Here is a 23,388-nt window from a genome sequence, read left to right as displayed (position 1 = left end):
AGCCGGAAGCACGGACCAGCCAGTCCACGACCCGACCGGAGACGTCACCTCCGCAATCCGCCGAATGAATGCGCGCGGAAGCGCACCTTTGGATCACCCCCAACCCGAAGGGCGCGACGCTTTCGCCCTTGCGCCGCCCCCGGCGCCTGCCTACCGATCCGCCCATGACCGACATGACCGCCTCCTCCGACAGCCGCGCGAAGCGCAACGTCTACGTCCTCGTCCTCGCGCAGGCCCTGCTCGGGGCGCAGATGCCGATGATCTTCACCATCGGCGGGCTGGCGGGCCAGTCGCTGGCGGGCAATCCCTGCTTCGCCACCCTGCCGATCTCGCTGATCGTGCTGGGCTCCATGCTCTCGGCCACGCCGCTGTCGTGGTTCATGCAGCGCTTCGGCCGCCGCGCGGGCTTCTTCGCGGGGGCCGCCGGCGGCGCGCTCGGCGGGGCGATCGGTGCCTACGGGCTCTACATCGCCTCCTTCCCGGTCTTCCTCGCGGGCTCCTTCCTCACCGGCATCTACATGTCGGCGCAGGGCTTCTACCGCTTCGCCGCCGCCGACACCGCGTCCGAGGCCTTCCGCCCCAAGGCGATCTCCTACGTGATGGCGGGCGGGCTTGCCTCGGCCATCATCGGCCCGCAGATCGTCAAGCTCACAGCCACCGCCTACGTCGTGCCCTTCCTCGGGACCTACGCGGCGGTCATCGCCATCAACCTCGTGGGCGCGCTGCTCTTCCTCGTGCTCGACATCCCGAAGCCGCCCGTGCCCGAGGAGGACGCTCCGAAGGGCCGCACCCGGCGCGAGCTTCTGGCCACGCCGCGCATCGCCGTCGCGGTGATCTGCGCCATGGTCTCCTACGCGCTCATGAACCTCGTAATGACCTCGACGCCGCTTGCGGTCGTCGGCTGCGGGTTCGAGACGGACGACGCCGCCAACGTCGTCACCGGACACGTGCTGGCGATGTTCGCGCCCTCCTTCTTCACCGGCCACCTGATCGCCCGCTTCGGGGTGGAAAGGATCGTGGCCCTCGGCCTTGTCATCCTCGCAGGCGCGGGTGCCGTGGCGCTCTCGGGCGTGCAGCTCGAACAGTTCTTCATCGCACTGATCCTGCTGGGCCTCGGCTGGAACTTCGGCTTCATCGGCGCCACCGCCATGCTCGCCGGCGCACACGAGGCGCATGAACGCGGCCGCATGCAGGGTCTCAACGACCTCATCGTCTTCGGTGGCGTGACGCTGGCCTCGCTCGCATCGGGCGGTCTCATGAACTGCTCCGGCGGCTCGCCCGAGGCCGGCTGGGCGGCGGTCAACCTCGCCATGGCGCCCTTCCTCGTGCTGGCGGGTGGCGCGCTCATCTGGCTGGTACTGCGCCCCTCGGACGAGGACGGCAAGACCGCCTGAAACGGAAAGAGGCCCGCCTCCTGCCGGAAAGCGGGCGACTCGATTCCGACCGATCCCCCGGATCAGGCCCGCGCGCCGGTCACTCCCCGCGCATGTCCGGGGGCCGCCGCACGAAGAAGCTCGCCGCGATCATCAGCAACGCGATCAGCCCGCCGGTCATGAACCCGGCCCGCGTGCCCGCCGCCGTGGCGTGGACAAGATCCGCGCCAGCCGCCATCTCGGCCCCGATCCGCAGCGACATGACCGACACGAAGAGCGCGATGCCCGCGGCGCCTGCCACCTGCTGCACGGTGCCCAGCACCGCCGACCCGTAGGAATAAAGCTCCTGCGGCAGCGATCCCAGCGACGAGGTGAAGAGCGGCGTGAACAGCATGGCCAGCCCGATGCTCAGCAGGATGTGGCAGACAAGGACATGCCACACGGCCGTCTCCACCCCCAGCGTCGCCATCGACCACAGGCCCGCCGCCACGAAGACCGACCCCGGGATCACCAGCTTGCGCGCGCCCGCCCGGTCAAAGATCCGCCCCACCTGCGGGGCCATCAGCCCCATGAGCAGCCCGCCCGGCAGCAGCAGCAGCCCGGCGCCCAGCGGCTCCATGCCCAGCACGTTCTGCATGTAGATCGGCAGCAGGATGATCATCCCGAACAGCGACATCATGCAGAAGCCCATCATGATGACCGCCACGGTAAAGACCTTCACCTTGAAGGTGCGCAGGTCCAGCAGCGCCCGGCCCTTGGGCGCCAGCTTCATCTGGCGCAGCACGAAGATGACCAGCACCACGCCGCCCACCACGAGCGGCAGCCAGGTGGGGATCGGCCCGCCGTCGCCATGCCCCTCGCCGATGGTCGACAGCCCGTAGACCAGCCCGCCAAAGCCCAGCGCCGACAGCGGCACCGAGATCAGGTCGAGCGGCGCCTTCTTCGGCTCGGTCACGTTCACCAGCCGCGCGTAGCCCAGCGCCAGCGCGCCCAGCCCGATCGGCAGCACCAGCCAGAACATCCAGCGCCAGTCCAGCAGATTGAGGATGATGCCCGAGATCGTCGGCCCGATCGCCGGCGCGACCGAGATCACGATCGAGATGTTGCCCATGGTCCGCCCCCGCCGCTCGGGCGGCACCAGCGTCATCACAGTGGTCATCAGCAGCGGCATCATGATCGCCGTGCCGCAGGCCTGCACGATCCGCCCCACGATCAGCATCCCCAGCCCCGGCGACAGCGCGCAGACCAGCGTGCCGAGGCTGAAGAGCCCCATGGCCGTCATGAAGACCTGCCGCGTGTGCAGCCGCTGCAACAGGAAGCCCGTGATCGGGATCACCACCGCCATGGTCAGCAGGAGGCCGTGGTCAGCCACTGTGCAGCATTGGCCGTCACCTCGAGATCCACCATCAGCCGCGGCAGCGCGACGCCCATGATCGTCTCGTTCAGGATAACCGTGAAGGCTGACACCAGCAGAAGCATGATGACCAGCCTGTTGCGTGCCGACTGGTCCGGCGCGGCCATCTCGGCGCTATCGCCGGCGGAAACGGGCGTCTCGGTCATGATGGTAACTCTGTTCGATTGCGGTGAAGGGTCGGGCGCGACCGCGGCAGGACATCCCGGGCGCGGGGCCCCCTCTCCCCCTTACGTCCACCCCGTGTACCGCGCAAGCCGCGGGGGCGCGGCGTCTGTGCAGCGCGCGGCATTGCCTGTGCATGCAAGCACAAACTTCCGTCGCCGCAGCACGCGCCCAGCCGCAGGCTACCGCGGGTCGACCCCTCGAACACCACTCATGCGCTCGCCCGCGCAGGGCCACCCGCGCGCCTCTTCTCGCCTGAAATACCTCGGGGGAGTCCCGCAGGGACGGGGGCAGAGCCCCCTGCACCGCCGGCCACCCGCGACACTGCCCGGGGCTGCGACCCCCGCTACCAGCGCCCGGTGGAAGCCACCCAGAGCCTGCGGCCGCGCTGCCGCGCCTCCGAGGGGCGCAGCGTGCCGTCCTTGACGCGCCCGGGCGCCTGCGCCGCCGCCTTCAGCACCGGCGCCGCCATCCAACCCGGCCAGAGCGCCGGACGCGCCGCCCCCGGCACATTGCGCCGCGCCGCGCGCGCCGCCTTCAACCGTTCCAGCCCCTGCGCCGCATGTCCGGCCACCGCCGCCTCCGTCCCGTCGGCAAGCGGCGCCTTGCCCCGCGCCTCGAGCTCCGGCACCGCCAGCAGGTAGGCCGCAAGGCCGGTGGCAAAGCCCAGGCCCCGCGCCGCGCGCCCGTCCCTGTCGCCCAGCGCCCGCGACGCGGCCTCCATGAGCGCACCGCCCGTCGCCTCGATGTAGCTCTCGAACTCCGTGCCGTCGTCGAAGGGCACCGGCTCGATGTCCCTGCGCCGCGCCTCGACCACCTGCTGCAGCAGCCGCGCCACCTCCGCGTCCACGGCCAGCGCCAGCGGCGTCACCACCTCGTGGCGGCGCACCACGCCGCCCGCGATCACCTCGTCCAGCGCATCGTACCACCACTGCAGCCGCATCTCGGCGATCATCGGCTCCGAGGTCACCCAGGGCGCGCGGCTCACCTCCACGTTGAAGGCGTAGATCGGGAACAGCACCGCGCGCGCCGCGGGCTTCGCCGCCATGACCGTGGCAAAGCGGTCCGGGTCGGCGCGCTCCACGATCTGCGCGCAGGCAATCAGGTCGTCGTCGAATTCCATGTGTCCTCAGCTAGCCTCGTCCACCGGCCGGACCACCAGCAGCGCATAGGCGATCGCGCCCTGCGCCTGCCGCCAGAGCGCGATCTCGCGCTCGGCGTCTTCGATGGCCGCGGCCAGCGCCGGATCCGTCGCGGGCTTCAGCCCCGCGATCCGCGCCTCCATCGGCGCGTAATAGGCCTCCCAGGCCGCGCCTTGCACCATGCGGTGCCCCAGCACCTCGTAGCCCGCCGCCTGCACCCGCGCCGCGACGCCGTCGAGGTTGGTGATCTCCGGGTAGCCCGCCCAGAACTCCATCACCGCCCCCTCCAGCGGCCCGGTCAGCACCGGCTCGGAAAAGGCCACCGTCGCCCCCCGCGCCAGCGCCCCGCGCCAGGCCCGCAGCCCCTCGGTCACGCCGGGATAATAGAGCGCCCCGGCGCACCAGATGAAATCGTAGGGCCCCGAAAGCGCCGTCATGTCGCCCTCGAAGACCCGCACCCGATCCCCGAAACGCGCCACCCGCGCGCTGGCCTGCGCCACGAAGCCCGCCACGCCGTCCACGCCCTCGATCCGCGCCTCGTGCAACACCTCGGCCAGCATTTCCAGATCCGCCCCTGGCCCGCAGCCCGCGTCCAGCACCCGCCCGGGCGCGCTCACCCCGGCGAGTTCCAGCGCCCAGAGCACATCTGCCGGCAACCCCGGCCCCTCGCGCGGCAGATCCGCATGAACCGTGAAGAACGCCTCATCCGGGGTCATTCCGCCGCCTCCGCCCGTGCCGCCTCGGTGTCGCGGATCAGTTTCCAGCGCACCGCCTCCAGCAGCGCCTCGAAGCTCGCGTCCACTATGTTCGCGCTCACGCCCACGGTGGACCAGCGCCGCCCCTGCCCGTCGGCGCTGTCGATGATGACCCGCGTCACGGCCTCGGTGCCGCCTTGCGTGATCCGCACCTTGAAATCCACCAGCCGCATGTCGTCGATCATGTGCTGGTAGGGCCCGAGATCCTTGGCCAGCGCCTTCGACAGCGCGTTGACCGGCCCCCGGTCCGACCCCGCCGCATCCATGCTGTCGCTCACCGACATGCGCTTCTCGCCGTCGATCTTCAGCACCACCACCGCCTCGGACAGCGACACCATCTCGTTGTACTTGTTCTTCCGCCGCTCCACGCTCACGCGGTAGCGCTTTATCTCGAAGAACTCCGGCATCTGCCCCAGCTCCTCGCGCGCCAGCAGCTCGAAGCTCGCCTGCGCGGTGTCATAGGCATAGCCCTGCTCCTCGCGCGCCTTCACGGTCTCGAGGATGCGCGCCAGCGCGGGATCGCCCTTCTCCACGACCAGCCCCGCCTCCTCCAGCCGCCGCCGCAGGTTCGACTGCCCGGCCTGGTTCGACATCGGGATGAAGCGCCGGTTGCCCACCACGCCCGGGTCGATGTGCTCGTAGGTCGAAGGGTCCTTCAGGATCGCGCTCGCGTGCAGCCCCGCCTTGTGCGCAAAGGCCGAGGCCCCGACATAGGGCAGCTGCTTCATGGGCACGCGGTTGAGGATGTCGTCCAGCATCCGGCTCACCCGCGTCAGCCCCTCCAGCGCCGCGCGCGACACGCCGATCTCGTAGCGACTGGCATAGGGCTCCTTGAGCAGCAGCGTCGGGATCAGCGTCGTCAGGCTGGCGTTGCCACACCTCTCGCCCAGCCCGTTGAGCGTGCCCTGGATCTGCCGCGCCCCCGCCTCGACGGCCGCGAGGCTGCCCGCCACCGCCGTCTCGGTGTCGTTGTGCGTGTGAATGCCCAGATGATCCCCCGGAATGCCCGCCGCGATCACCTCTGACACGATCCGCGCGATCTCCGGGGGCAGCGTCCCGCCGTTGGTATCGCACAGCACGATCCACCGCGCGCCAGCCTCATAGGCCGCCTTCAGGCACTCGGCCGCGTATCCCGGGTTCGCCTTCCAGCCATCAAAGAAATGCTCCGCGTCGAACAGCGCCTCGCGCCCCTCGGCCACGAGATGCGCAACCGAGGCGCGAATGTTCTCGACGTTCTCCTCGAGCGTGATCCCAAGCGCCCGCTCGACGTGAAAGTCATGCGTCTTGCCCACAAGACAGACCGAGGGCGTCCGCGCGTTCAGCACCGCGGCCAGCACATCGTCGTTCGCCGCCGACCGCCCGGCCCGCTTGGTCATGCCAAAGGCCGTCATCACCGCCCGGCCCGGCGCCACCTCCTCGAAAAAGGCGCTGTCGGTGGGGTTCGCCCCCGGCCAGCCGCCCTCGATGTGATCGACGCCCAAGGTGTCCAGCGCCTCGGCGATGCGCAGCTTCTCGGGCGTGGAAAACTGCACCCCTTGGGTCTGCTGCCCGTCACGCAGCGTGGTGTCGTAGAGGTAAAGCCGCTCCCGCGTCATGCCCGCGCTCCCGTCATCGCCGCCCCGGCGCCGCGCGCCCCGCCTGCCGTGGACAGAACCCCGCCCCCGGCTTCTTCTTGGCCCAAATACTCCCGGGGGAGTCGCCCGGCACGGGCGACGGGGGCAGAGCCCCCGGCAAGACCCGCCAGATGCGCAAGACCCGGCATCACGCCACCCCCTCGAGCTTGGCGGGATCGAACCCCTTGCCCGGCAGTAGCTCCACGCCCGCCTTGGACATGCGCACCTCGACCCCCGCCGCAAGCAGCGCCGCCTTCAGTCGGTCCACCTCCGAGAAATCCTTGCTCTGCATGGCCTCGGTGCGCACAAGGGCCAGCCGCTCCTCCCACTCCGAGAGATCCGCGGCCGGCGCGATCCAGTCGCCCATCCCGTCACCAAGCAGACCCAGCAGCCCGGCGCCCGCCTTCAGGCCCGCCGCGTCCCCACTCGAGGCGAGCCGGTGCAGCTCGGCAATCGCTCCGGCGGTGTTCAAATCATCCGCCACGGCGCCCAGCACCGCCTCGGGCACCGGCCCGGCTTCGACGCCCTCGACCATCGCGCGCCACTTGCGCAGCACTGCCTCGGTCTCCGCCGCCTTCTCCGCCGTCCAGTCCATGGGCTTGCGGTAATGCGTCGACAGCATCACGAAGCGCACCACCTCACCCGGCACCTTCGCGCCGCCCGGCCCAGAGCCGTCCAGCAGATCCCGCACGGTAAAAAAGTTGCCCAGGCTCTTGGACATCTTCTTGCCCTCCACCTGCAGCATCTCGTTGTGCAGCCAGTAGCGCGCGAAATCGCCCTCGGGATGCGCGCAGCAGCTCTGCGCCACCTCGTTCTCGTGGTGCGGAAACATCAGGTCGTTGCCGCCGCCATGGATGTCGAAGGTCGCCCCCAGCAGCGCATAGCTCATGGCCGAGCACTCGATATGCCAGCCCGGCCGCCCGCGGCCCCAGGGGCTGTCCCAGCCCGGCACGCCCGCGTCCGAGGGCTTCCAAAGCACGAAATCCATCGGATCGCGCTTGTAGGGCGCCACCTCGACCCGCGCCCCCGCGATCATGTCGTCGACCGACCGCCCCGACAGCCGCCCGTACTCCGGATAGGCGCCCACCGAGAACAGCACGTGCCCTTCGGCCTCGTAGGCAAAACCCTTCTCGATCAGCCCGGCAATCATCTCCACCATCTGCGGGATATACCGCGTCGCCCGTGGCATCTCGTCGGGCTCCAGCACGCCCACCGCGCCCATGTCGTCGAGATACCAGCCGATGGTCTCCTCAGTGATCTCGCCGATGGCGCGCCCCGTCTCGGAAGCCTTGGCGTTGATCTTGTCGTCCACGTCGGTGAAATTCCGCACGTAGGTCACATGACCCGGCCCATAGACCTCGCGCAGCAGCCGATACAGCACGTCGAAGACGATCGCCGGCCGCGCATTGCCAAGATGCGCGCGGTCATAGACCGTCGGCCCGCAGACATAGAGCCGCACGTTCTCCGGATCGATGGGGTCGAACCGCTCCTTGCGGCGGGTCCGGGTGTTCGTGAGCTGGATGTCCATGAAGGCCCTCTTTGTCGCGAGACTCTCGCGGCGGGCTTATAAAGGTTGTCCAGATCAGGAAACAGACGACCATCCCGCCACGCGCCGGGATGCCCCGGCGATGTCAGCAGATAATGCAGATGATGGTGCAGGTCGTCGTCATGCGCGATCCATAGCACCCGCCCCGCCCCGGGGCAAGCACGACACCCCGCAACACCGCTTGCCCGACTCACCCGCGCAGGCGTATGATATGCGCCAGCAACGTGCCCGGCCCCGGGCACCAAGCGACCCTCATCGAAGTCATCGCCCTGAAGCCGTCAGGCAACCTTGATCTTCCTGAGATCGACCCGTCCCGCATGTCGCGGAACGGTCCTCAAACATGCGAGATCGTGATGGGAAAAGGCAACAACAGGCGCGGCAACAAGGAAGTCAAGAAGCCCAAGCAGGACAAGCCCAAGGCGCTTGCGACGGCCAACTCGGGGGCGGTCAAGCCGCTCTCTCTGGGCGAGAAAAAGGGCCGCTGAGCCACCGGCGCCCGCGGACGCCAGGGCCGGATCGAGGCGCATCCAGCCCCCCGAAAAGGCCAGCACCCCCTCCAAACCCGGCGCAACGCGTCCCCTCTCCCCTCGGGGGAGAGGGTCAGGGTGAGGGGCAGGGAACGCCGCTCAAAGCACGGGACATTCCTAAGTCCCGGTTAACGCGATCCACTAACCCATTGATTTCTCTAAGGCGCCAAAATGTCCCGGCCCGGGACATCCCCGCTCACCCCCAGATCAGGCTCGCCGCGATGGCCCACATGGTCAGCCCCACGACCAGGTCCAGAGCCCGCCAGGCGGCCGGTCGGGCAAAGAGCGGCGCCAGCCCCCGCGCGCCGTATCCCAGCGCGGTGAAGAACACTCCCGAGGCCGCCATCGCCCCCAGTGCGAAGGGCAGCGCCGGGTAGCGGGACGAGACCGATCCCAGCAGCACCACCGTATCGAGGTAGACATGCGGATTGAGCCAGGTCAGCGCGAGACAGGTCAGAACCGCCGACCGCCGCGACTGCGCCGCCTCGCCCGCCTCCATCACCTGCCCCCCCTTCCACGCGGCCCAGAGCGTGCGCGCCCCGTACCAGGCAAGGAAGGCCGCCCCGAATATCCGCATGGCCCATTCCAGTCCCGGCACCGCCTGCGCCAGAGCCCCGAAGCCCGCGACCCCGGCGGCGATCAGCGCCGCGTCCGACAGCGCGCAGACGAGGACCACCGATCCCACATGCGCCCGTCGAAGCCCCTGCCGCAGCACAAAGGCGTTCTGCGCCCCGATCGCGAGGATCAGCGAGAACCCGAGCGCGAAGCCCGCGAGAACTGCCTGCATGATGGCCCCCTCCCAAAGAAAACACCCCGCGGCCCAAGACCTTCGGGGTGTTCCTGTTCCCGCCTATCCAGAGCGCGCGCTCAGAGCTGCGCCATGACCTCGTCGCTGGCCTCGAAGTTGGTCGTGACCCGTTGCACGTCGTCGTCGTCCTCGAGCGCGTCGACGAGCTTCATAAGCGACTGCATCCCCTCGAGGTCGAGCTCGGTGGTGTTCGAGGGCTTCCAGGTCAGCTTGGTGCTCTCGGATTCGCCAAGCTGCTCTTCCAGCGCGGTCGAGACCTCGTTGAGATCCGTGTCCGCGCACCAGATCACGTGGCTTTCCTCGCTGCTTTCCACATCCTCGGCGCCCGCCTCGATAGCTGCCATCATGATGTCGTCGGCATCGCCGGCAGACGCAGGGTAGATGATCTCGCCCTTGCGCTCGAACATGAAGGCGACCGAGCCGCTCTCGCCCATGTTGCCGCCGTTCTTGGAGAAGGTCGAGCGCACGTTGGACGCGGTCCGGTTGCGGTTGTCGGTCATCGCCTCGACGATCACAGCCACACCGTTGGGGCCGTAGCCCTCGTAGCGGATCTCTTCGTAGTTCTCGCCGTCACCGGCCTGCGACTTCTTGATGGCGCGGTCGATCACGTCCTTGGGGACCGAGCTCGCCTTGGCTTCCTTCACTGCCAGCCGCAGACGCGGGTTCTTCTCGGGATCGGGGTCGCCCATCTTGGCGGCCACCGTGATCTCCTTCGACAGCTTCGAAAACAGCTTGGAGCGCGCCGCGTCCTGCCGCCCCTTGCGGTGTTGAATGTTCGCCCACTTGGAGTGCCCGGCCATGCTTGCCTCTCGCTCGTCCACCTGTTTCTGATCGGGCGTGATATAGGCCAAGCCCCCACCGCTTGCCAAGAGCGTGCGCGCGTAGGGCGTCAGAGGGGCCAGAACAGCGGGATCAGAAGCGATGCCAGAAGGCCGACGCTGATGTTCAGCGGCACCCCAACCCGCAGGAAGTCCGCGAAGCGGTAGCCGCCGGGGCCATAGACCATGGTGTTGGTCTGGTAGCCGATGGGCGTGGCGAAGCTGCAGCTTGCCGCCACCATGACCGCCACCACCAGCGGCCGCGGGTCGAGCCCAAGCGCCTGCCCCAGTCCGATCGCCACTGGCGTCACGACCACGGCGACGGCGTTGTTGCTCACCGTTTCGGTCAGAAGCGAGGTCAGCAGATAGACCGCCCAGACCAGAAGCCAGCCCGGCAGCATCTCCATGACCGGCGCCACCAGCCCGACCAGCAACTCCACCGCCCCCGAGGATTCGAGCGCCGCCCCGATGGCCAGCATCGCGAAGATGAGCGCCAGCAGCTGCCCCTCGACGAAACCGAAGGCCTCCTCGGCATCGACGCAGCGCGCCAGAAGCACCACCGCCACCGCGATGACCGCGAGCGCGAGGATCGGCGCCACACCGAGCGCGGAGAGGATCACGATGCCCGCTAGAGCGCCGAGCGCCACGGGCGCATGGCTCCTGCGAAAGGCCTTGGCCGAGGGCCGCGAGACGTCGACCATGTCCATTTCTTCCGAAAGGCGCCTGATATCCTCCGGCGAGCCCTCGAGCAGCAGCGTGTCGCCGACCCGCACCACGAGATCGTCAAGCTGCCGCCCGATGTTCTGGTTCCGCCGGTGCACCGCCAACGGATAGACGCCATAGCGCCGTCGCAGGCGCAGCGCCCCCAGCGACCTCCCGACCATCTTGCAGCCCGGCGAGATCAGCGCCTCGACCGTGGTCGTCTCCTTCGATGAGACCTGATCCACGCGTTTCAGCGACTTGTTGCGCTGCAGGCTCAGCAGCTCGGTCATCTGGGTCCGCAGAACCACGCGGTCGCCGACCTCCAGAATGACACCGTCGAGATTGCGACGCAGCGATTCATCGCCCCTCACCACGTCCACCAGCCGCACGCCCTCGCGCTTGAACAGTTGCACGCCCAGCACCTCGCGTCCGACGAGGTTGGAATCCGGCGGGATCACCGCCTCGGTGAAGAACTTCATCCGCGAACGATCCGAGAGCATGCCGGCCATCGAATCCCGCTCCGGAAGCAGCTTGCGCCCGAAGAGCGCCATGTAGATGCCGCCCCAGAGGATGAGGATCAGCGCCAGCGGCGTCACCTCGAAGATCGAAAAGGGCTCGAGCCCCCGGGTCCGGGCAACCCCGTCCACAAGCAGGTTCGTCGACGTCCCGATCAGGGTCGCGGTCCCCCCGAGGATCGAGGCATAGCTGAGCGGGATCAGCAGCTTTGATGGTGCCACGCCGAGCGAGCGCGAGATCTGCACGAAGATCGGCAGCATCACCACCACGACGGGGGTGTTGTTCATGAAGGCCGAGGCAACGACCACCACCACGAGGATGCCCACCACGGCGGCCTTGGGCTGCTTGCTGACCTGCCCCTGTGCATAGCTCGAGAAGGTCTCGAGCGCCCCGGTCCGCACCAGGGCCCCGACGACGAGGAACATGGCGGCAATGGTCCAGGGCGCCGGGTTCGAAAGGACCTCCAGCGCGGCATCGTAGGGCAACACTCCGAGCGCCAGCAGCACCGCAACCCCGCCGATGGCGACAACCTCGGTCGGATAGGTCTCACGCACGAACAGCACGAACATGCCAACCACCACAGCGAGCGTCAGATACGCGGCCGCCGCCTGGCTCAGGTCGAAGAAAATCATTTCGGGGAAACCAATGCCTCGTTCATCGCCGGGCATCCTGCCCCATGGGTCGGACCGGCACAAGCGAAGCAGCCGGCCGCGGCTGCACGAGCGCCAGCCCTGCCAACATCAGCGCCAAAGCCCCCCAGAACCAGCCCGAATATCCCTCGCCTAGGAAGAGCATCGCCCAGGCCAGGCCAAACAGCGTGACGAAATAGCTCACCTGCACGGCAAAGACCGATCCCGCCAACCCGACCAGTCCGACATAGCCGGAATAGGCCGCAGCATGCAGAAGGGACGACGCGACGATGGCCGTGTCGGGCTGCGTCCAGGCGCCCCGCGGATCGATGAATTGCCCGGTGGCGATGGCAAGTGGCAGGCTCAGCACCATCCCCACGACCGAGGCCCCCGCGAGTAGCTGCAGGGGGTCGAGCCCGTCGGTCCCGAACCGCGCGACGTAATTGCCCTCGATCGCGTAGCAGGCCGAGGCCAGCAGTGCGACCGCGACCCAGACCGCCGGAACCACGCCGGTCGCTCCGGTCTCCGGCATCACCAGCAGCGCGACACCCGCCAGCCCCAGGCTGAGGCCCGCAAGCCTCCGCCAGCCGAAGACGTCGATGCCAAGCGCAAGCGCCACCGGAAAGGCCAGCATCGGGACCGAACTCAGCAGCATCGAGAGCACCCCCGAGGGAAGATGCACAGCCGCGCTGTAGGAAGCGAGACCCGGCAGGACCGTCCCGATCACCGCGATAAGCAGGTAGAGCCGCAGGGCCACCCCGTCGGTCCGCAGGCTGCGCCCGCGCAGGAGTGTGATCCCGGCCAGGATCACGGCGACAAGCGCGTTCTGCCAGACGAGGATACCGAAGGGCCGATATCCTTCCGAGACGGCGACCTTGGCCAGCGGTTGCGTCCCGCCCCAAGCCGCCCCGATCAGGATCAAGGCGGCAAAGGGCAAGACGCCTTTCACGCGCCGGCCTGTTGCAGGCGGCCGCCCTGCCGGACAGGCTCGATGCGCGTGGCCTTGCCCGTCCGGTCGTCGGTTTCCACCAGTACGCCACACAGCGTCGCCTCGCCCAGTGCCGGCTGGAAGCGGGTCTTGCCCATGCCGGTCACGAAGCGCCGCATCGGCTCGGTCTTCTCCATGCCGATGACGGAATCGTAGTCGCCGCACATGCCCGCGTCGCTGAGAAAGCCGGTGCCGCCCGGCAGGATCTGCGCATCGGCCGTCGGCACATGCGTATGCGTGCCGACCACAAGGCTCGCCCGGCCGTCGCAGAAATGCCCCACGCCCATCTTCTCGGAGGTCGCCTCGCAGTGGATGTCCACCACGATGGCCTGCGCTTGCCCGCCCATGGGATGCCGGCGCAGCACCTCGTCGAGGGCCGAAAAGGGATCGTCGAAGGCGCGTTTCATGAAGACCTGGCCCAGCACCTGCGCCACCAGCACCTTGCGACCACGGCGGTCGGAGAAAAGCGCCGCGCCCCGGCCCGGTGCCTGCTTGGCATAGTTGAGCGGGCGGACGATCCGGTTGTCCTTCTCGATATGCGTCAGCATGTCCTTCTGGTCGAAGGCGTGATCGCCCAGCGTCACCACGTCCGCACCCGCCTCGAAAAGCCCGCCCGCGTGCTCCGCCGTCAGCCCGCTGCCGTTCGACGCATTCTCGCCGTTCACGATCACGAAATCGAGCTTCCAGGCCTCGCGCAGCGCTGGAAGCCGCTCTGCCACCGCTGCGCGCCCCGCACGCCCCATCACGTCGCCAAGATAAAGTATTTTCATGGGTGCAGGCTTAAGTGCCTCGCGCGCGAAAGCAAAGCCCCACGATGCCCGAACGGTCGGCCTCGCCTAATCGCAGGCCATCGCCGCATCCAGTGCGCGCTCCGAGTAGGCTCCGACCCTGCGCGCCCGGACCTGCCCATCCTCCAGCCTCAGCGCCAGCACGTCCTGCCAGTCGCCGCTCGGCAGAACCAACTCCTGACCACCTTCACAGGCACGCAAGCCCCCGACGATCCGCGCCCAGCCGATACGATGATTGCTCACGCCCTCGAAACTGGCGATCTCGCGAAGTGCCCCGCCCTCGAAGCGCCAGACCCGCAGGACCCGCGCCAGATGCGGCCGATCCACGTAAGCGATCTCGACCCGGCCGTCGCCATCCAGGTCGCCCGCGGCAACCGGCGCCAGCCAGCGGAAGGGCTGCCCGATAAAGGGAGTTGCGGCGATACGGCCCCCAGGCCCCCAGACGGCAAGCCGCGCCCCGGCGTCTACATGGCTTTCCACCACGATCACCTCGGGGCCCGCCACCCCTTCAACGTCGTAAAGCCGCGGCGCGAGATCCTCGAACACCAGCGACTCGTCCAGGATGAACCGCCTCAGGCTCCCGTCCGCGAGCCGCATCTCCAGAGATCCCCATTCCAGGTCATCGCCAAGCACGCCGTGCGCATATCGCCCGGTCGGGTCGCCATACTCCGCCGCCACGATCCTGTCGGCCAGCGCTGGCCCGGCCGCCGCAAGCCACAGGCCCAGCATCAGCCCAACGCCGCGGGCGAACGGCCACCAAGGGCGCGACGGATTGCGCGGCGCCCCGGCCAAAGGTTCAGATCTGCTTTTCGGGCATCTGGACGACCAGGCCCTCAAGCTCGCCGGACACCTTCAGCTGACAGGTCAGACGCGACCGCTTCGGATCGGGCTCGAAGGCGAAATCGAGCATGTCCTCTTCCATGTCGTCCATGGGCGGAAGCTTCTCGACCCAGTCGGGGTGAACGTAGACGTGGCAGGTCGAACAGGCACATGCACCGCCGCAATCGGCCTCGATGCCCGGGACGCCGTTGTCGCGCGCCCCTTCCATGACTGTGAGTCCATCGGCGACATCGATGACATGCTCGGTCCCGTTGTGCTCGATATAGGTGATCTTCGCCATCAAGCTCTCCCTTTCGTCGATCGGCGCCATCGTTAGTCGCATCGGTCCGACACGACCAGCCCTTTCCGGGTCAATCCTGCGCTATCCCCGCCGCGGTGACGGTTGCAAAGGCAGCGACACGCCCGGCACTTTCTTTCCGACCGCCGAAAATGCCACTAACGTCGCTGCGATACCGCATCAGCAGCCGCAGAAAGGCACCGCCCGCAATGCCCCGCCTCTTGGCCCCTCTCACGGCACTCGGCGTCCTCTCGGCCTGCGCCATGCCGGCGCCGCAGAAAACCGGCGCGCCTGAGCGCTGCTGGGCCAGCGAGACGCTGCAGCCCGCCATCTACGAACAGGTCATGGGAGAGGTTCAGGTCATCCCCGCCGAGATCGCCACGGATGGCACCGTGCTGCGGGCGCCTGTCTATCGCCGCGCCCCGGTGCCGCGCGTGGTGCGCCCCCGGGACGAACTTCGTTTCGAGACCCCCTGCCCGGACGCGCTCACGCCCGAATTCATCGCCTCGCTGCAACGGGCGTTGGCGGCGCGCGGCCTGTTCGATGCCCCGATCACTGGTGAGCTCGACGCCGCGACCCGGGCCGCCATCCGCAGCTACCAGTCGGCGCGCGGTCTCGACAGCGACCGCCTTTCGGCAGAGATGGCGCGCGATCTCGGCCTCATGCCAATCATCCTGCCCACACCCTCGGACCGCTAAGCCTCAAAACGAAACGGGCGCTCCGAAGGGCGCCCGTCGCGAACCGAACTTCAGGTCCAGTTATTCTTCGGCAGGCGCCGCCTCCGGCTCCTGTTCGAGGCTCAGAGCCACGAACCGGGGATCGCCGCCACGGCGGACCAGCAGCAGGATCGACTTGCGACCCGCGTCGCGGGCATCCTGCAGGCGGGTTTCAAAGTCGCCGAGGCTGGCCACGTTGTCCTGCCCCGCTTCGGTGATCACATCACCCGCACGCAGCCCCTTTTCGTAGGCTTCGGAGGTGGGATCGACATCCATCACGGCGAGCCCCTCGACGTCTCCGCCAAGCTCGAGGTTCTCGCGCATCTCGTCATCCAGCGGCGCGAGCGTCAGGCCCATCAGGTCCATGCTCGACGGCTGATCCGGAACGACTTCCTGCGAAGCGGGAACGGCGGTCTCGGTATCCTCGCGGCGGCCGAGCGTCACGCGCAGCGTCTGCGTCTCGCCATCACGATTGACAACGACGCGAACCGTCTTGCCGACCGTCGTGTTGCCCACGATCCGGACAAGCTGGCGGGTGTCGGTGACCTTCTTGCCGTCGAAACTGACGATCACGTCGCCGGCTTCCATCCCGGCCTCAGCCGCGGGGCCCTCGGGGACGTCGGAGACCAGCGCGCCTTCCGAGCTTGCAAGGTCAAGCGCCTCGGCCACGTCGTCGGTCACGTCCTGGATCCGCACACCAAGCCAGCCGCGGCGCGTCTCGCCGTATTCCTGCAGCTGGTCGACGACCCGCGTCACGACGTTCGAAGCCATCGAGAAACCGATGCCGATCGAGCCGCCATTTGGCGACAGGATCGCCGTGTTCACGCCGATGACTTCGCCGGCCATGTTGAAAAGCGGTCCGCCAGAGTTGCCGCGGTTGATGGCCGCGTCGGTCTGGATGTAGTCGTCATACGTGCCCGAAAGCTCGCGGTTGCGAGCCGAAACGATGCCCGCGCTTACCGAGAACCCCTGGCCGAGCGGGTTGCCCATGGCCATGACCCAGTCGCCGACGCGCGCGGTATCGCTGTCACCGAAAGGAACGAAGGGCAGCGGCTCGTCGGAGTCGACCTTGAGCAGCGCGATGTCGGTGTTGGGATCGGTGCCGACGACTTCGGCGGGAAGTTCCTCACCCGAGAAGAACTCGATGGTGATCTCGTCGGCGGATTCGATCACGTGGTTGTTCGTGACGATGTAGCCGTCTTCGGAAATGACGAAACCCGAGCCCAGAGCCGACGAGCGGCGGGGCTGGCTGGGACCCTGGCGGTCCTGGAATTCACGAAAGAAATCCTCGAAAGGCGAACCTTCGGGAACGATACCCTGCGGCCCCGCGCGCCCGGCCACGGTAGTCGAGGTGGTGATGTTCACCACGGAAGGGCTCACCTGGTCGGCCAGATCCGCGAAGGTTTCCGGCGCGCCGCGGGCCGATGCCATCACCGACTGCGCGACGATCAGCATCATCGAGAGGGATGCAATCCAGAAAAGCCTCAGCGGATGCGCCGATTTTTGTGGGATTGCCAATGCTTGAGATGTCACAGGTCACTCCTTGTCTCTGCCAGCCGGCCACGCAGAGGGCCGCCTGCCTCACTGTAGTGTCGCAGAGATAGGTGCAGCGCGGCAACACCAAAGGTCTGGTTTCACCGCCTCAAGCGCATGTGACTGGAAATCGCCCTCACGTGACCAAAGCGCCCCTATCGCGCGACCCAAAGCAGCAGAATGCCGGTGGTCAACGTCAGCAGCCCGAGCACTTGCCGCATCTCCGGCGGCATAGCGCGTAGCGCCTCGAGCAGACGTTCCACAAGCGAAGGGGCCAGTGCGTACACCAGCCCCTCCACGATCAGGACGAAGGCAAGCCCCGTCAGCAGATCCGATCCGGTCACTCCGAACCGGACCCGGTCTCGTCCTCCTGATCCGACGATCCGTCGTCGGAGGACCCGGTTTCACTCGAACCGCCATCGGCGCTCTGGTCGGCGCTGCCGGAACCGTCACCCGAGGTGTCATCGCCCCCCTCGGACTGACTGTCCGTCGCGCCGGAGTCACCCGAAGCGCCGGAGCCCTGGTCATCCTCTTCCTCGTCTTCCGAGGGAAGCGCGGTCTCGCTCAGGTTCTGCAGCTCTTCTGCGGCACCGCCGGTGCTTGTGCCGGTCTCTTCCTCGAACTCGCGCGCCGTCTCTTCCGGCGTGCGCCCCGAAGACGGCTGCGCCGGCACCTCGGCAAGTGCCTTGGTCTCGTCCGGCTGCGCGTTCGAGAAATACTCGAAGAACTCGGTGTCCGGGGTCATGACCATCGAGGAGGTCCCACCCTGGATCGCCGTCTCGTAGGCCTGCAGTGATCGGTAGAAGGCGAAGAACTCCGGGTCCTGACCATAGGCCTCGGCGTAGATCCGGTTCCGCTGCGCATCCGCCTCACCGCGGATCACGTTGGCTTCCCGGTCCGCCTCGGACAGGGTCTCGACCACGGTCCGGTCGGCAAGCGCACGCACACGTTGCGCCGCCTCGTTACCGCGAGCGATCTCGTCTGCGGCCTCGCGTTCACGCTCGGCCCGCATCCGGGCAAAGGTGGCCTCGAGGTTCTGCGACGGAAGGTTCGTCTGCTTCAGACGCACGTCCACCACGTCGATGCCAAGCGCCTGCGCCTCGTCCCGCGCATTCTCACGAATACGCACTGTCAGGTCGCGGCGGTCCTCCGAGAGGATCCGGTCGGATGTCACCTGGTCGGCACCCAGAACCTCGCGGATCTGCGCGTTGAGGATGCCCTGAAGACGGTCCTCGGCGCTGCGGATGCCGCCGACGCCAACGGCCTGACGGAACTGGACCACGTCCTCGATCCGGTAGCGCGCGAAGGCGTCCACGACGAGGCGCCGGTCATCCGAAGGCGTGACCTCGATGGTCTCGGTATCCAGCGACAGGATCCGGTCGTCGTAGCGCACGACTTCCTGGATCAGCGGCACCTTGAAGGCGAGCCCCGGCTCTTCCTTCACCGCCCGGATCTGACCGAACTGAAGCACGAGCGCCTTTTCACGCTCATCCACCACGAACATCGACGAGAGGGCGATGACCACGACGACGACCACCGCCACGATAAAGGCTGTCAGCTTGCCCATGGCTTAGTTACCCCCGTTGGTGTTGGAGTTGGAGCCACTGTTGCGCAGCTCGTTCAGGGGCAGGTAAGGCACGACACCCCCCTGTCCTCCGCCTTCGGTCAGCGAGGGATCGAGGATCATCTTGTCCACGCCGCCAAGGACACGCTCCATCGTCTCGAGGTAGAGACGGCGGCGGGTCACGTCGCGCGCGCGGGAATACTCCTCCAGAACGCTTTCGAAACGGCTTGCTTCACCAATGGCCTCGTTGACCACGCGAGCACGATAGCCTTCGGCCTCTTCCAGCGTCTCGGCAGCCTGACCGCGCGCCTCGGCCACCACACGGTTGGCATAGGCGTCGGCCTGACGTTCGAGCCGGTCACGTTCCTGCTCGGCCGCCTGCACTTCGCGGAAGGCGTCGATCACCTCGCGCGGCGGGTCCGCCTGGTCGAGGTTCACACGCACGATCGCGATGCCCGAGTTGTACTCGTCCAGCGTCGCCTGGATCTGCTCGACCGCGGTCTGGGCAATGAGCCCCCGGTCACGGTTGAGGATCGGCGCCAGGTTCGAGGCCGCGATGATCTCACGCATCACGGATTCCGACACCGCCTGAACCGTCAGCTGCGGATCGCGGATGTTGAACAGAAGCTGCGCCGGATCCTTGATGTTCCAGACCACCTGGAACTCGATGTCCACGACATTCGCATCCGTGGTCAGCATCAGGCCGTCCGATTCCGCCCGGCTTCCACCGATGTTCTCGGTCCGCTCCGAGGTCACGTTGACGACATCGTATGTCACCACCGGCCAGGGCGCGAAATTCAGGCCCGGCTGACCGGTCGAGGAATAGCTACCGAGGAAAAGCTCCACCGACTGCTCTTCCGGCCGCACGGTGTAGAGGCTCGACCAGAGCCAAAGCCCCAGCACCACCAGCAGACCGATGATGATCGTGCCGCGATTGAACCCGGGCCCGCCGGAACCGGAACCACCACCGGTGCCCCCGTTGCCGCGCCCGCCCATGAGCACGCGCAGCCGTTCTTGGCCCTTCTTCATCAGTTCGTCGATCTCGGGGATCTGGCTGTCCTCCGGCCGGCGACCACCGCCGCCGCCTCCTCCGTACGGACCACGCCCGCCGCCATTGTCGCCGCCGCTGCCGCGGCCGCCCTGGCCCGAGCTACCGCCGCCCCCCCAGGGGCCGCCGTTCTGTCCTGCCATTAAGACTGTTCCTTCCATCATCCTGTCAGACGCGTTCCCGATACCTGTGGGCCCCACTCTGTAATTCAAGCTGTACGCACCGGCTGGCGCATGGTCACGATTTCCTCGGACATGGTCGGATGCACCGCGCAGGTCCGGTCGAAATCTTCCTTGGTCGCACCCATCTTTACCGCGATACCGGCCAACTGGATCATCTCGCCCGCGCCAGGGGCCACGATGTGGCAGCCGAGCACCTTACGGGTCTCCTTCGAGACGAGCAGCTTCATCAGCACGCGATCGTTCTTGCCGGCAAAGGCCGACTGCATCGCCCGGAACGACGTGCAGTAGACCTCGGTCGCCTCCTGCGCGGCCGCCTGTTCCTCGGTCAGTCCGACCGTGCCGAACTCGGGCTGGGTGAACACCGCGCTGGGGATCAGCTCGTGATCCACCGGCGTCGGGTTGCCCTTGAAGACGGTCTCGACGAAGGCCATGCCCTCGCGGATCGCGACCGGCGTCAGGTTCACCCGGTCGGTCACGTCGCCGATCGCGTAGATCGAGGGCACGCCGGTCTGCGAGTACTCGTCCACGACGACCTCGCCGCCGTTGCCCAGCGCGACGCCGCACTCCTCAAGGCCCATGTCCTCGGTGTTGGGCGTGCGGCCCGTCGCGAAGAGAACCGCGTCGAAGATACCCTCCTGCCCGTTCGTCGCCTTCACCCAGAGCGGCCCCTCGGCCTCGTCCTCGGTCTCGCCCGTCATCGAGCTGTCGCCCGGGATGTCGCCAACCTCCTGGACCGAGACGCCCAGCCGCCCGTCGCCATCGCCCTCGAAGTCCGCTTTCTCGGCGCAGCGCATCTCGACGATGTTGGTGCCCACGTGCAGGTCGATGCCCCGCTCCTGCATCGCCTCCGAGATCAGCCCGCGGGCCTCCTCGTCGAAGCCGCGCAGGATCTGGGCGCCGCGGTAGAACTGCGTGACCTTCACGCCAAGCCCGTGCAGGATGCAGGCGAACTCGCAGGCGATGTAGCCGCCGCCGATGATCAGCACCGAGCGGGGCAGCTTCTCCAGGTGGAAGATGTCGTCCGAGACCATGCCGAGATGCGCGTTGGGCACGTCGGGGCGCTGCGGACGACCGCCCGAGGCGATCAGGATGTGCTTGGCGGTCTTCACCTCGCCCGTCGAAAGCTCCACGGTGTGGGGATCGCGCAGCTTGGCCCGTGCCTCGAAACGCTCCACGCCCGATCCGTCGAGCAGCTTCTTGTAGACGCCCTCCAGCCGGTCCAGTTCCTTCTCGAGATTTCCGTGGAAGGTCGCCCAGTCGAAGGTGCCGTCGGCGATCTCCCAGCCGTAGGCGCGCGCCTCCTCGGGCATGCCGCTGTACTCCGAGGCGAAGACCATGAGCTTCTTGGGCACGCAGCCCCGGATCACGCAGGTGCCGCCGTAGCGGTCTTCCTCGGCCAGTGCGACCTTCACGTCTCCCTCGGCCGCCGCCATGCGCGCCGCACGCACACCGCCGGAACCGCCGCCGATCACGAAAAGGTCGTAGTCGAAATCGCTCATGTCTCGCCCTCGTAGTGATTGCGAGAGGTATTTCACATGGGCGGCGCCTTGGCCAGTGCGACCCGCCCGCGCGCGGTCACGTCCCGGTGGGTGCGCGCGAGGCGGGCGCCGCGGCTCAGCGCACCCGGCAGACGGTGTGGATGATCCGGATCCGGTCGCCGAAATCCTCGTGCCCCGGCAGGTAGTCCTGCGGGTCGCTGATCTCGACCACCTCCCAGAGCCCCTCACTCGCGATGCCCTCGACCGTCGCGCGGAAATCCAGCGCCTCCCAGCGGTCGGTGCGCTGGGTGAAGGTGATGAGCCCGCCGGAGGCCACGCAGCGGCAGGCGTCGCGCAGCAGGGCGCCGGCATCCTCGATATAGGTCAGCACGCCGACCGAGGCGGCGGCGGCCATGGAGTTGTCCTCCACCGGCAGCGGCAGCTTCTGGAGATCGTGCTCCACCAGCCGGTCGTAGAGATCCCGCTTGCCCGCCAGCTTCAGGCTCTCGGCCGAGATATCCAGACCGGTCAGCGCCACGCCTACCCGCTCGGCCAGTGCCACGCCGAAAAGCCCCGTCCCGCAGCCGATGTCGAGCACCGCATCGCCTTGGGAAAGATGCGGCGCCAGCCGGTCGGCGGCATCCGAAGGCGCCCGGTAGTTCCAGGCCTTCATCGTGTCCGCGTCATAGGTGGCCGCCCAGGCATCGTAGTAGCCCGAGACCGCCTCGGGATCGGTGGTCCCGCCCCTGAGATCGAAGGATTTGCCGTCCTGCGGGGTCTTGGTCATGCGCCGGTCCTCACGTTGTTTCGGATAGCGGATGTGTCCCACGCCGGGCACCGGGCTTCAACGCCCGAGCCGGACGGACCGGCGCGGCCCTTGGTGCGGGACAGAGGAATGTCCCGGGCCGGGACATTTTTGTAGATCAATAATTTCAATGGGTTAGATGGGTGCATTAACCGGGACTTAGGGATTTGGGGAGTGCTCACACGCGACTCACAGAGTGCATACGTCGGAATTCGTCGAAGGGAATTCCTTGACCGCCCTCACTAAACAACCGTTAATATTCGGTTAATACCGTTACATAGAATTTTGAATTGGGAACGCCATGAAACGCAACCTTACAGTAATATTGGTGGCTTTGGCGATTGCATCGTGCACAAGCCCCAACCTGCTTGCTCCCAGATACGAAACCATGTCCAGCAGCCGCCTTTGGACTGAAAGAGTGCTCGCCGACTCGCCAATGGAAGTCGCCCTCATCGAGGCGGAACTCGGCTCAAGAGGAGAGACAACATCCGGAACTGGTGGATATACCTTTCTAGGCGAAAACACCGCGGCAGCGTACGGAAAGAAGATATATTCACGGGAAGAGACATCGAATTCCGACGTCAACTGTGACGATTTTCCATCCTCTGGAAGTGCACAAAAGTACTTCCTGCGTCACGGAGGGCCTCAAAGAGACCCGAACGGCCTGGACCGCGATGGTGACGGGCTTGCTTGCGAGTGGGGGACCTACCTTCGAGAAGCAGTGCGAAAGGCTAAGTCTCTTCAGGCGTCGCGAAGTATATCGCGGAGAGCTCGATCAACGTGCTACACTGGCCCAAGAGGTGGAACTTACACGCTCACGGCAAGCGGAAACAAGAATTACGACGGATGCTAGGAGGCCCTGATACATCCAATGCATCTGCGTTTCGGAGATCTTCCTTCCCATCGAAGGCCTGCAGAAACGGGACTGTGATGCTGTCGGAATATCACCAAGCTCTTGCATAGCAGTGTGGCATGCTCGGCATATTGCGCGGAATCAAGGGCCGCAGGCCCGCCGCGCATCGCCGACGCGCTCCCATGCGGCGGCGATTTGGTGAGGAAAGGCGCGACGTGTAGAGGTCTTTCGGAGTGGCCGGCATAAAGCGCTAGGATCGACGGGCAGGATCGCCACCGCGCGCGTCGGCGATGCGCGGCTAAGCACAGAGA

Annotated in this window: 23 protein-coding genes; 4 read left to right on the top strand and 19 right to left on the bottom strand. The window is 67.2% G+C overall.

Annotated elements, in window-relative coordinates; genetic code table 11:
* The first annotated feature begins 173 nt into the window (after window positions 1–173).
* Window positions 174–1,394, top strand: a complete 1,221-nt coding sequence (locus C8N44_RS14385) for an MFS transporter (RefSeq protein WP_188758756.1) — start codon at window positions 174–176, stop codon at window positions 1,392–1,394.
* A gap of 79 nt (window positions 1,395–1,473) precedes the next feature.
* Here C8N44_RS14385 and C8N44_RS14380 read toward each other — a convergent pair whose 3' ends face one another.
* The 6 genes from C8N44_RS14380 to cysS all read right to left on the bottom strand — a co-directional run bounded on the left by C8N44_RS14380 (window position 1,474) and on the right by cysS (window position 7,987).
* A complete protein-coding gene (locus C8N44_RS14380) occupies window positions 1,474–2,745 on the bottom strand; it encodes a DHA2 family efflux MFS transporter permease subunit (RefSeq protein ID WP_244641091.1) in 1,272 nt (423 codons plus the stop codon).
* The gene (locus tag C8N44_RS23835) at window positions 2,721–2,933 is read right to left on the bottom strand and encodes a hypothetical protein (protein WP_244641092.1); all 213 of its coding nucleotides are present in this window, start codon (window positions 2,931–2,933) and stop codon (window positions 2,721–2,723) included. The genes C8N44_RS14380 and C8N44_RS23835 overlap by 25 nt, the downstream gene beginning before the upstream one ends.
* 362 nt (window positions 2,934–3,295) lie before the next feature.
* Window positions 3,296–4,072, bottom strand: a complete 777-nt coding sequence (locus C8N44_RS14375) for a squalene/phytoene synthase family protein (RefSeq protein ID WP_107977466.1) — start codon at window positions 4,070–4,072, stop codon at window positions 3,296–3,298.
* Window positions 4,073–4,078: 6 nt separating this feature from the next.
* The gene (locus tag C8N44_RS14370) at window positions 4,079–4,807 is read right to left on the bottom strand and encodes a class I SAM-dependent methyltransferase (protein WP_107977465.1); all 729 of its coding nucleotides are present in this window, start codon (window positions 4,805–4,807) and stop codon (window positions 4,079–4,081) included.
* The gene (gene cimA / locus C8N44_RS14365) at window positions 4,804–6,441 is read right to left on the bottom strand and encodes a citramalate synthase (protein ID WP_107977464.1); all 1,638 of its coding nucleotides are present in this window, start codon (window positions 6,439–6,441) and stop codon (window positions 4,804–4,806) included. Before cimA ends, C8N44_RS14370 begins: the two co-directional genes overlap by 4 nt.
* Window positions 6,442–6,607: 166 nt before the next feature.
* Window positions 6,608–7,987: a cysteine--tRNA ligase gene (cysS, locus tag C8N44_RS14360; protein WP_107977463.1), complete on the bottom strand. Its 1,380-nt coding sequence runs from the start codon at window positions 7,985–7,987 to the stop codon at window positions 6,608–6,610.
* Between the two features lie 371 nt (window positions 7,988–8,358).
* Between cysS and C8N44_RS24045 the strand changes: the two genes are divergently transcribed.
* Window positions 8,359–8,490 (top strand): hypothetical protein, encoded by a 132-nt coding sequence (locus C8N44_RS24045; RefSeq protein WP_280952941.1) that lies wholly within the window; start codon window positions 8,359–8,361, stop codon window positions 8,488–8,490.
* 238 nt (window positions 8,491–8,728) lie between these two features.
* Here the strand turns inward: C8N44_RS24045 and C8N44_RS14350 are convergent, their stop codons facing one another.
* From C8N44_RS14350 to C8N44_RS14320, 7 genes are all read right to left on the bottom strand, one after another.
* Entirely contained in the window at window positions 8,729–9,319 is a 591-nt protein-coding gene (locus tag C8N44_RS14350) for a LysE/ArgO family amino acid transporter (RefSeq protein ID WP_107977461.1), read from the bottom strand.
* Between the two features lie 80 nt (window positions 9,320–9,399).
* Window positions 9,400–10,140 carry a YebC/PmpR family DNA-binding transcriptional regulator gene (locus C8N44_RS14345; protein WP_107977510.1) on the bottom strand — a complete coding sequence of 247 codons (741 nt, stop codon included), beginning with the start codon at window positions 10,138–10,140 and terminating at the stop codon, window positions 9,400–9,402.
* Window positions 10,141–10,229: 89 nt separating this feature from the next.
* Window positions 10,230–12,008 (bottom strand): SLC13 family permease, encoded by a 1,779-nt coding sequence (locus C8N44_RS14340; RefSeq protein ID WP_107977509.1) that lies wholly within the window; start codon window positions 12,006–12,008, stop codon window positions 10,230–10,232.
* Window positions 12,009–12,030: 22 nt separating this feature from the next.
* Window positions 12,031–12,954: a DMT family transporter gene (locus C8N44_RS14335; protein WP_107977460.1), complete on the bottom strand. Its 924-nt coding sequence runs from the start codon at window positions 12,952–12,954 to the stop codon at window positions 12,031–12,033.
* Window positions 12,951–13,763, bottom strand: coding sequence for a TIGR00282 family metallophosphoesterase (locus tag C8N44_RS14330; protein WP_107977459.1), 813 nt, complete (start codon window positions 13,761–13,763; stop codon window positions 12,951–12,953). Before C8N44_RS14330 ends, C8N44_RS14335 begins: the two co-directional genes overlap by 4 nt.
* A gap of 66 nt (window positions 13,764–13,829) precedes the next feature.
* Window positions 13,830–14,510, bottom strand: a complete 681-nt coding sequence (locus C8N44_RS14325) for a hypothetical protein (RefSeq protein ID WP_107977458.1) — start codon at window positions 14,508–14,510, stop codon at window positions 13,830–13,832.
* Window positions 14,511–14,577: 67 nt separating this feature from the next.
* Window positions 14,578–14,901 carry a 2Fe-2S iron-sulfur cluster-binding protein gene (locus C8N44_RS14320; RefSeq protein WP_107977508.1) on the bottom strand — a complete coding sequence of 108 codons (324 nt, stop codon included), beginning with the start codon at window positions 14,899–14,901 and terminating at the stop codon, window positions 14,578–14,580.
* Window positions 14,902–15,107: 206 nt separating this feature from the next.
* Here C8N44_RS14320 and C8N44_RS14315 point away from each other — a divergent pair, with 206 nt between their 5' ends.
* Window positions 15,108–15,596 (top strand): peptidoglycan-binding domain-containing protein, encoded by a 489-nt coding sequence (locus C8N44_RS14315; protein WP_107977457.1) that lies wholly within the window; start codon window positions 15,108–15,110, stop codon window positions 15,594–15,596.
* Between the two features lie 60 nt (window positions 15,597–15,656).
* On the opposite strand, the gene C8N44_RS14310 is transcribed toward C8N44_RS14315, so the two are convergent.
* The 6 genes from C8N44_RS14310 to C8N44_RS14285 form a co-directional block, all read right to left on the bottom strand.
* Entirely contained in the window at window positions 15,657–17,072 is a 1,416-nt protein-coding gene (locus C8N44_RS14310; RefSeq protein ID WP_107977507.1) for a DegQ family serine endoprotease, read from the bottom strand.
* Between the two features lie 230 nt (window positions 17,073–17,302).
* Entirely contained in the window at window positions 17,303–17,491 is a 189-nt protein-coding gene (locus C8N44_RS14305) for a DUF2065 family protein (protein WP_107977456.1), read from the bottom strand.
* The gene (gene hflC, locus C8N44_RS14300) at window positions 17,488–18,714 is read right to left on the bottom strand and encodes a protease modulator HflC (protein WP_107977455.1); all 1,227 of its coding nucleotides are present in this window, start codon (window positions 18,712–18,714) and stop codon (window positions 17,488–17,490) included. Before hflC ends, C8N44_RS14305 begins: the two co-directional genes overlap by 4 nt.
* A 3-nt stretch (window positions 18,715–18,717) precedes the next feature.
* Window positions 18,718–19,902 carry an FtsH protease activity modulator HflK gene (gene hflK / locus C8N44_RS14295; RefSeq protein WP_107977454.1) on the bottom strand — a complete coding sequence of 395 codons (1,185 nt, stop codon included), beginning with the start codon at window positions 19,900–19,902 and terminating at the stop codon, window positions 18,718–18,720.
* A 65-nt stretch (window positions 19,903–19,967) separates the two neighbouring features.
* On the bottom strand, window positions 19,968–21,440 hold the full coding sequence (locus C8N44_RS14290; protein WP_107977453.1) for an FAD-dependent oxidoreductase: 1,473 nt from the start codon (window positions 21,438–21,440) through the stop codon (window positions 19,968–19,970).
* Window positions 21,441–21,555: 115 nt separating this feature from the next.
* A complete protein-coding gene (locus C8N44_RS14285) occupies window positions 21,556–22,206 on the bottom strand; it encodes a class I SAM-dependent DNA methyltransferase (protein ID WP_107977452.1) in 651 nt (216 codons plus the stop codon).
* 319 nt (window positions 22,207–22,525) lie between these two features.
* On the opposite strand from C8N44_RS14285, the gene C8N44_RS14280 reads away from it, so the two are divergent.
* The gene (locus tag C8N44_RS14280; protein WP_107977506.1) at window positions 22,526–23,077 is read left to right on the top strand and encodes an excalibur calcium-binding domain-containing protein; all 552 of its coding nucleotides are present in this window, start codon (window positions 22,526–22,528) and stop codon (window positions 23,075–23,077) included.
* The last annotated feature ends 311 nt before the right edge of the window (window positions 23,078–23,388 follow it).

The sequence above is a fragment of the Allosediminivita pacifica genome (genome assembly GCF_003054175.1).
Classification (GTDB): Bacteria; Pseudomonadota; Alphaproteobacteria; order Rhodobacterales; family Rhodobacteraceae; genus Allosediminivita; species Allosediminivita pacifica.
The sequence above is the reverse complement of the archived record's forward strand: the minus strand, read 5'-3'. Positions and strand labels throughout refer to the sequence as shown.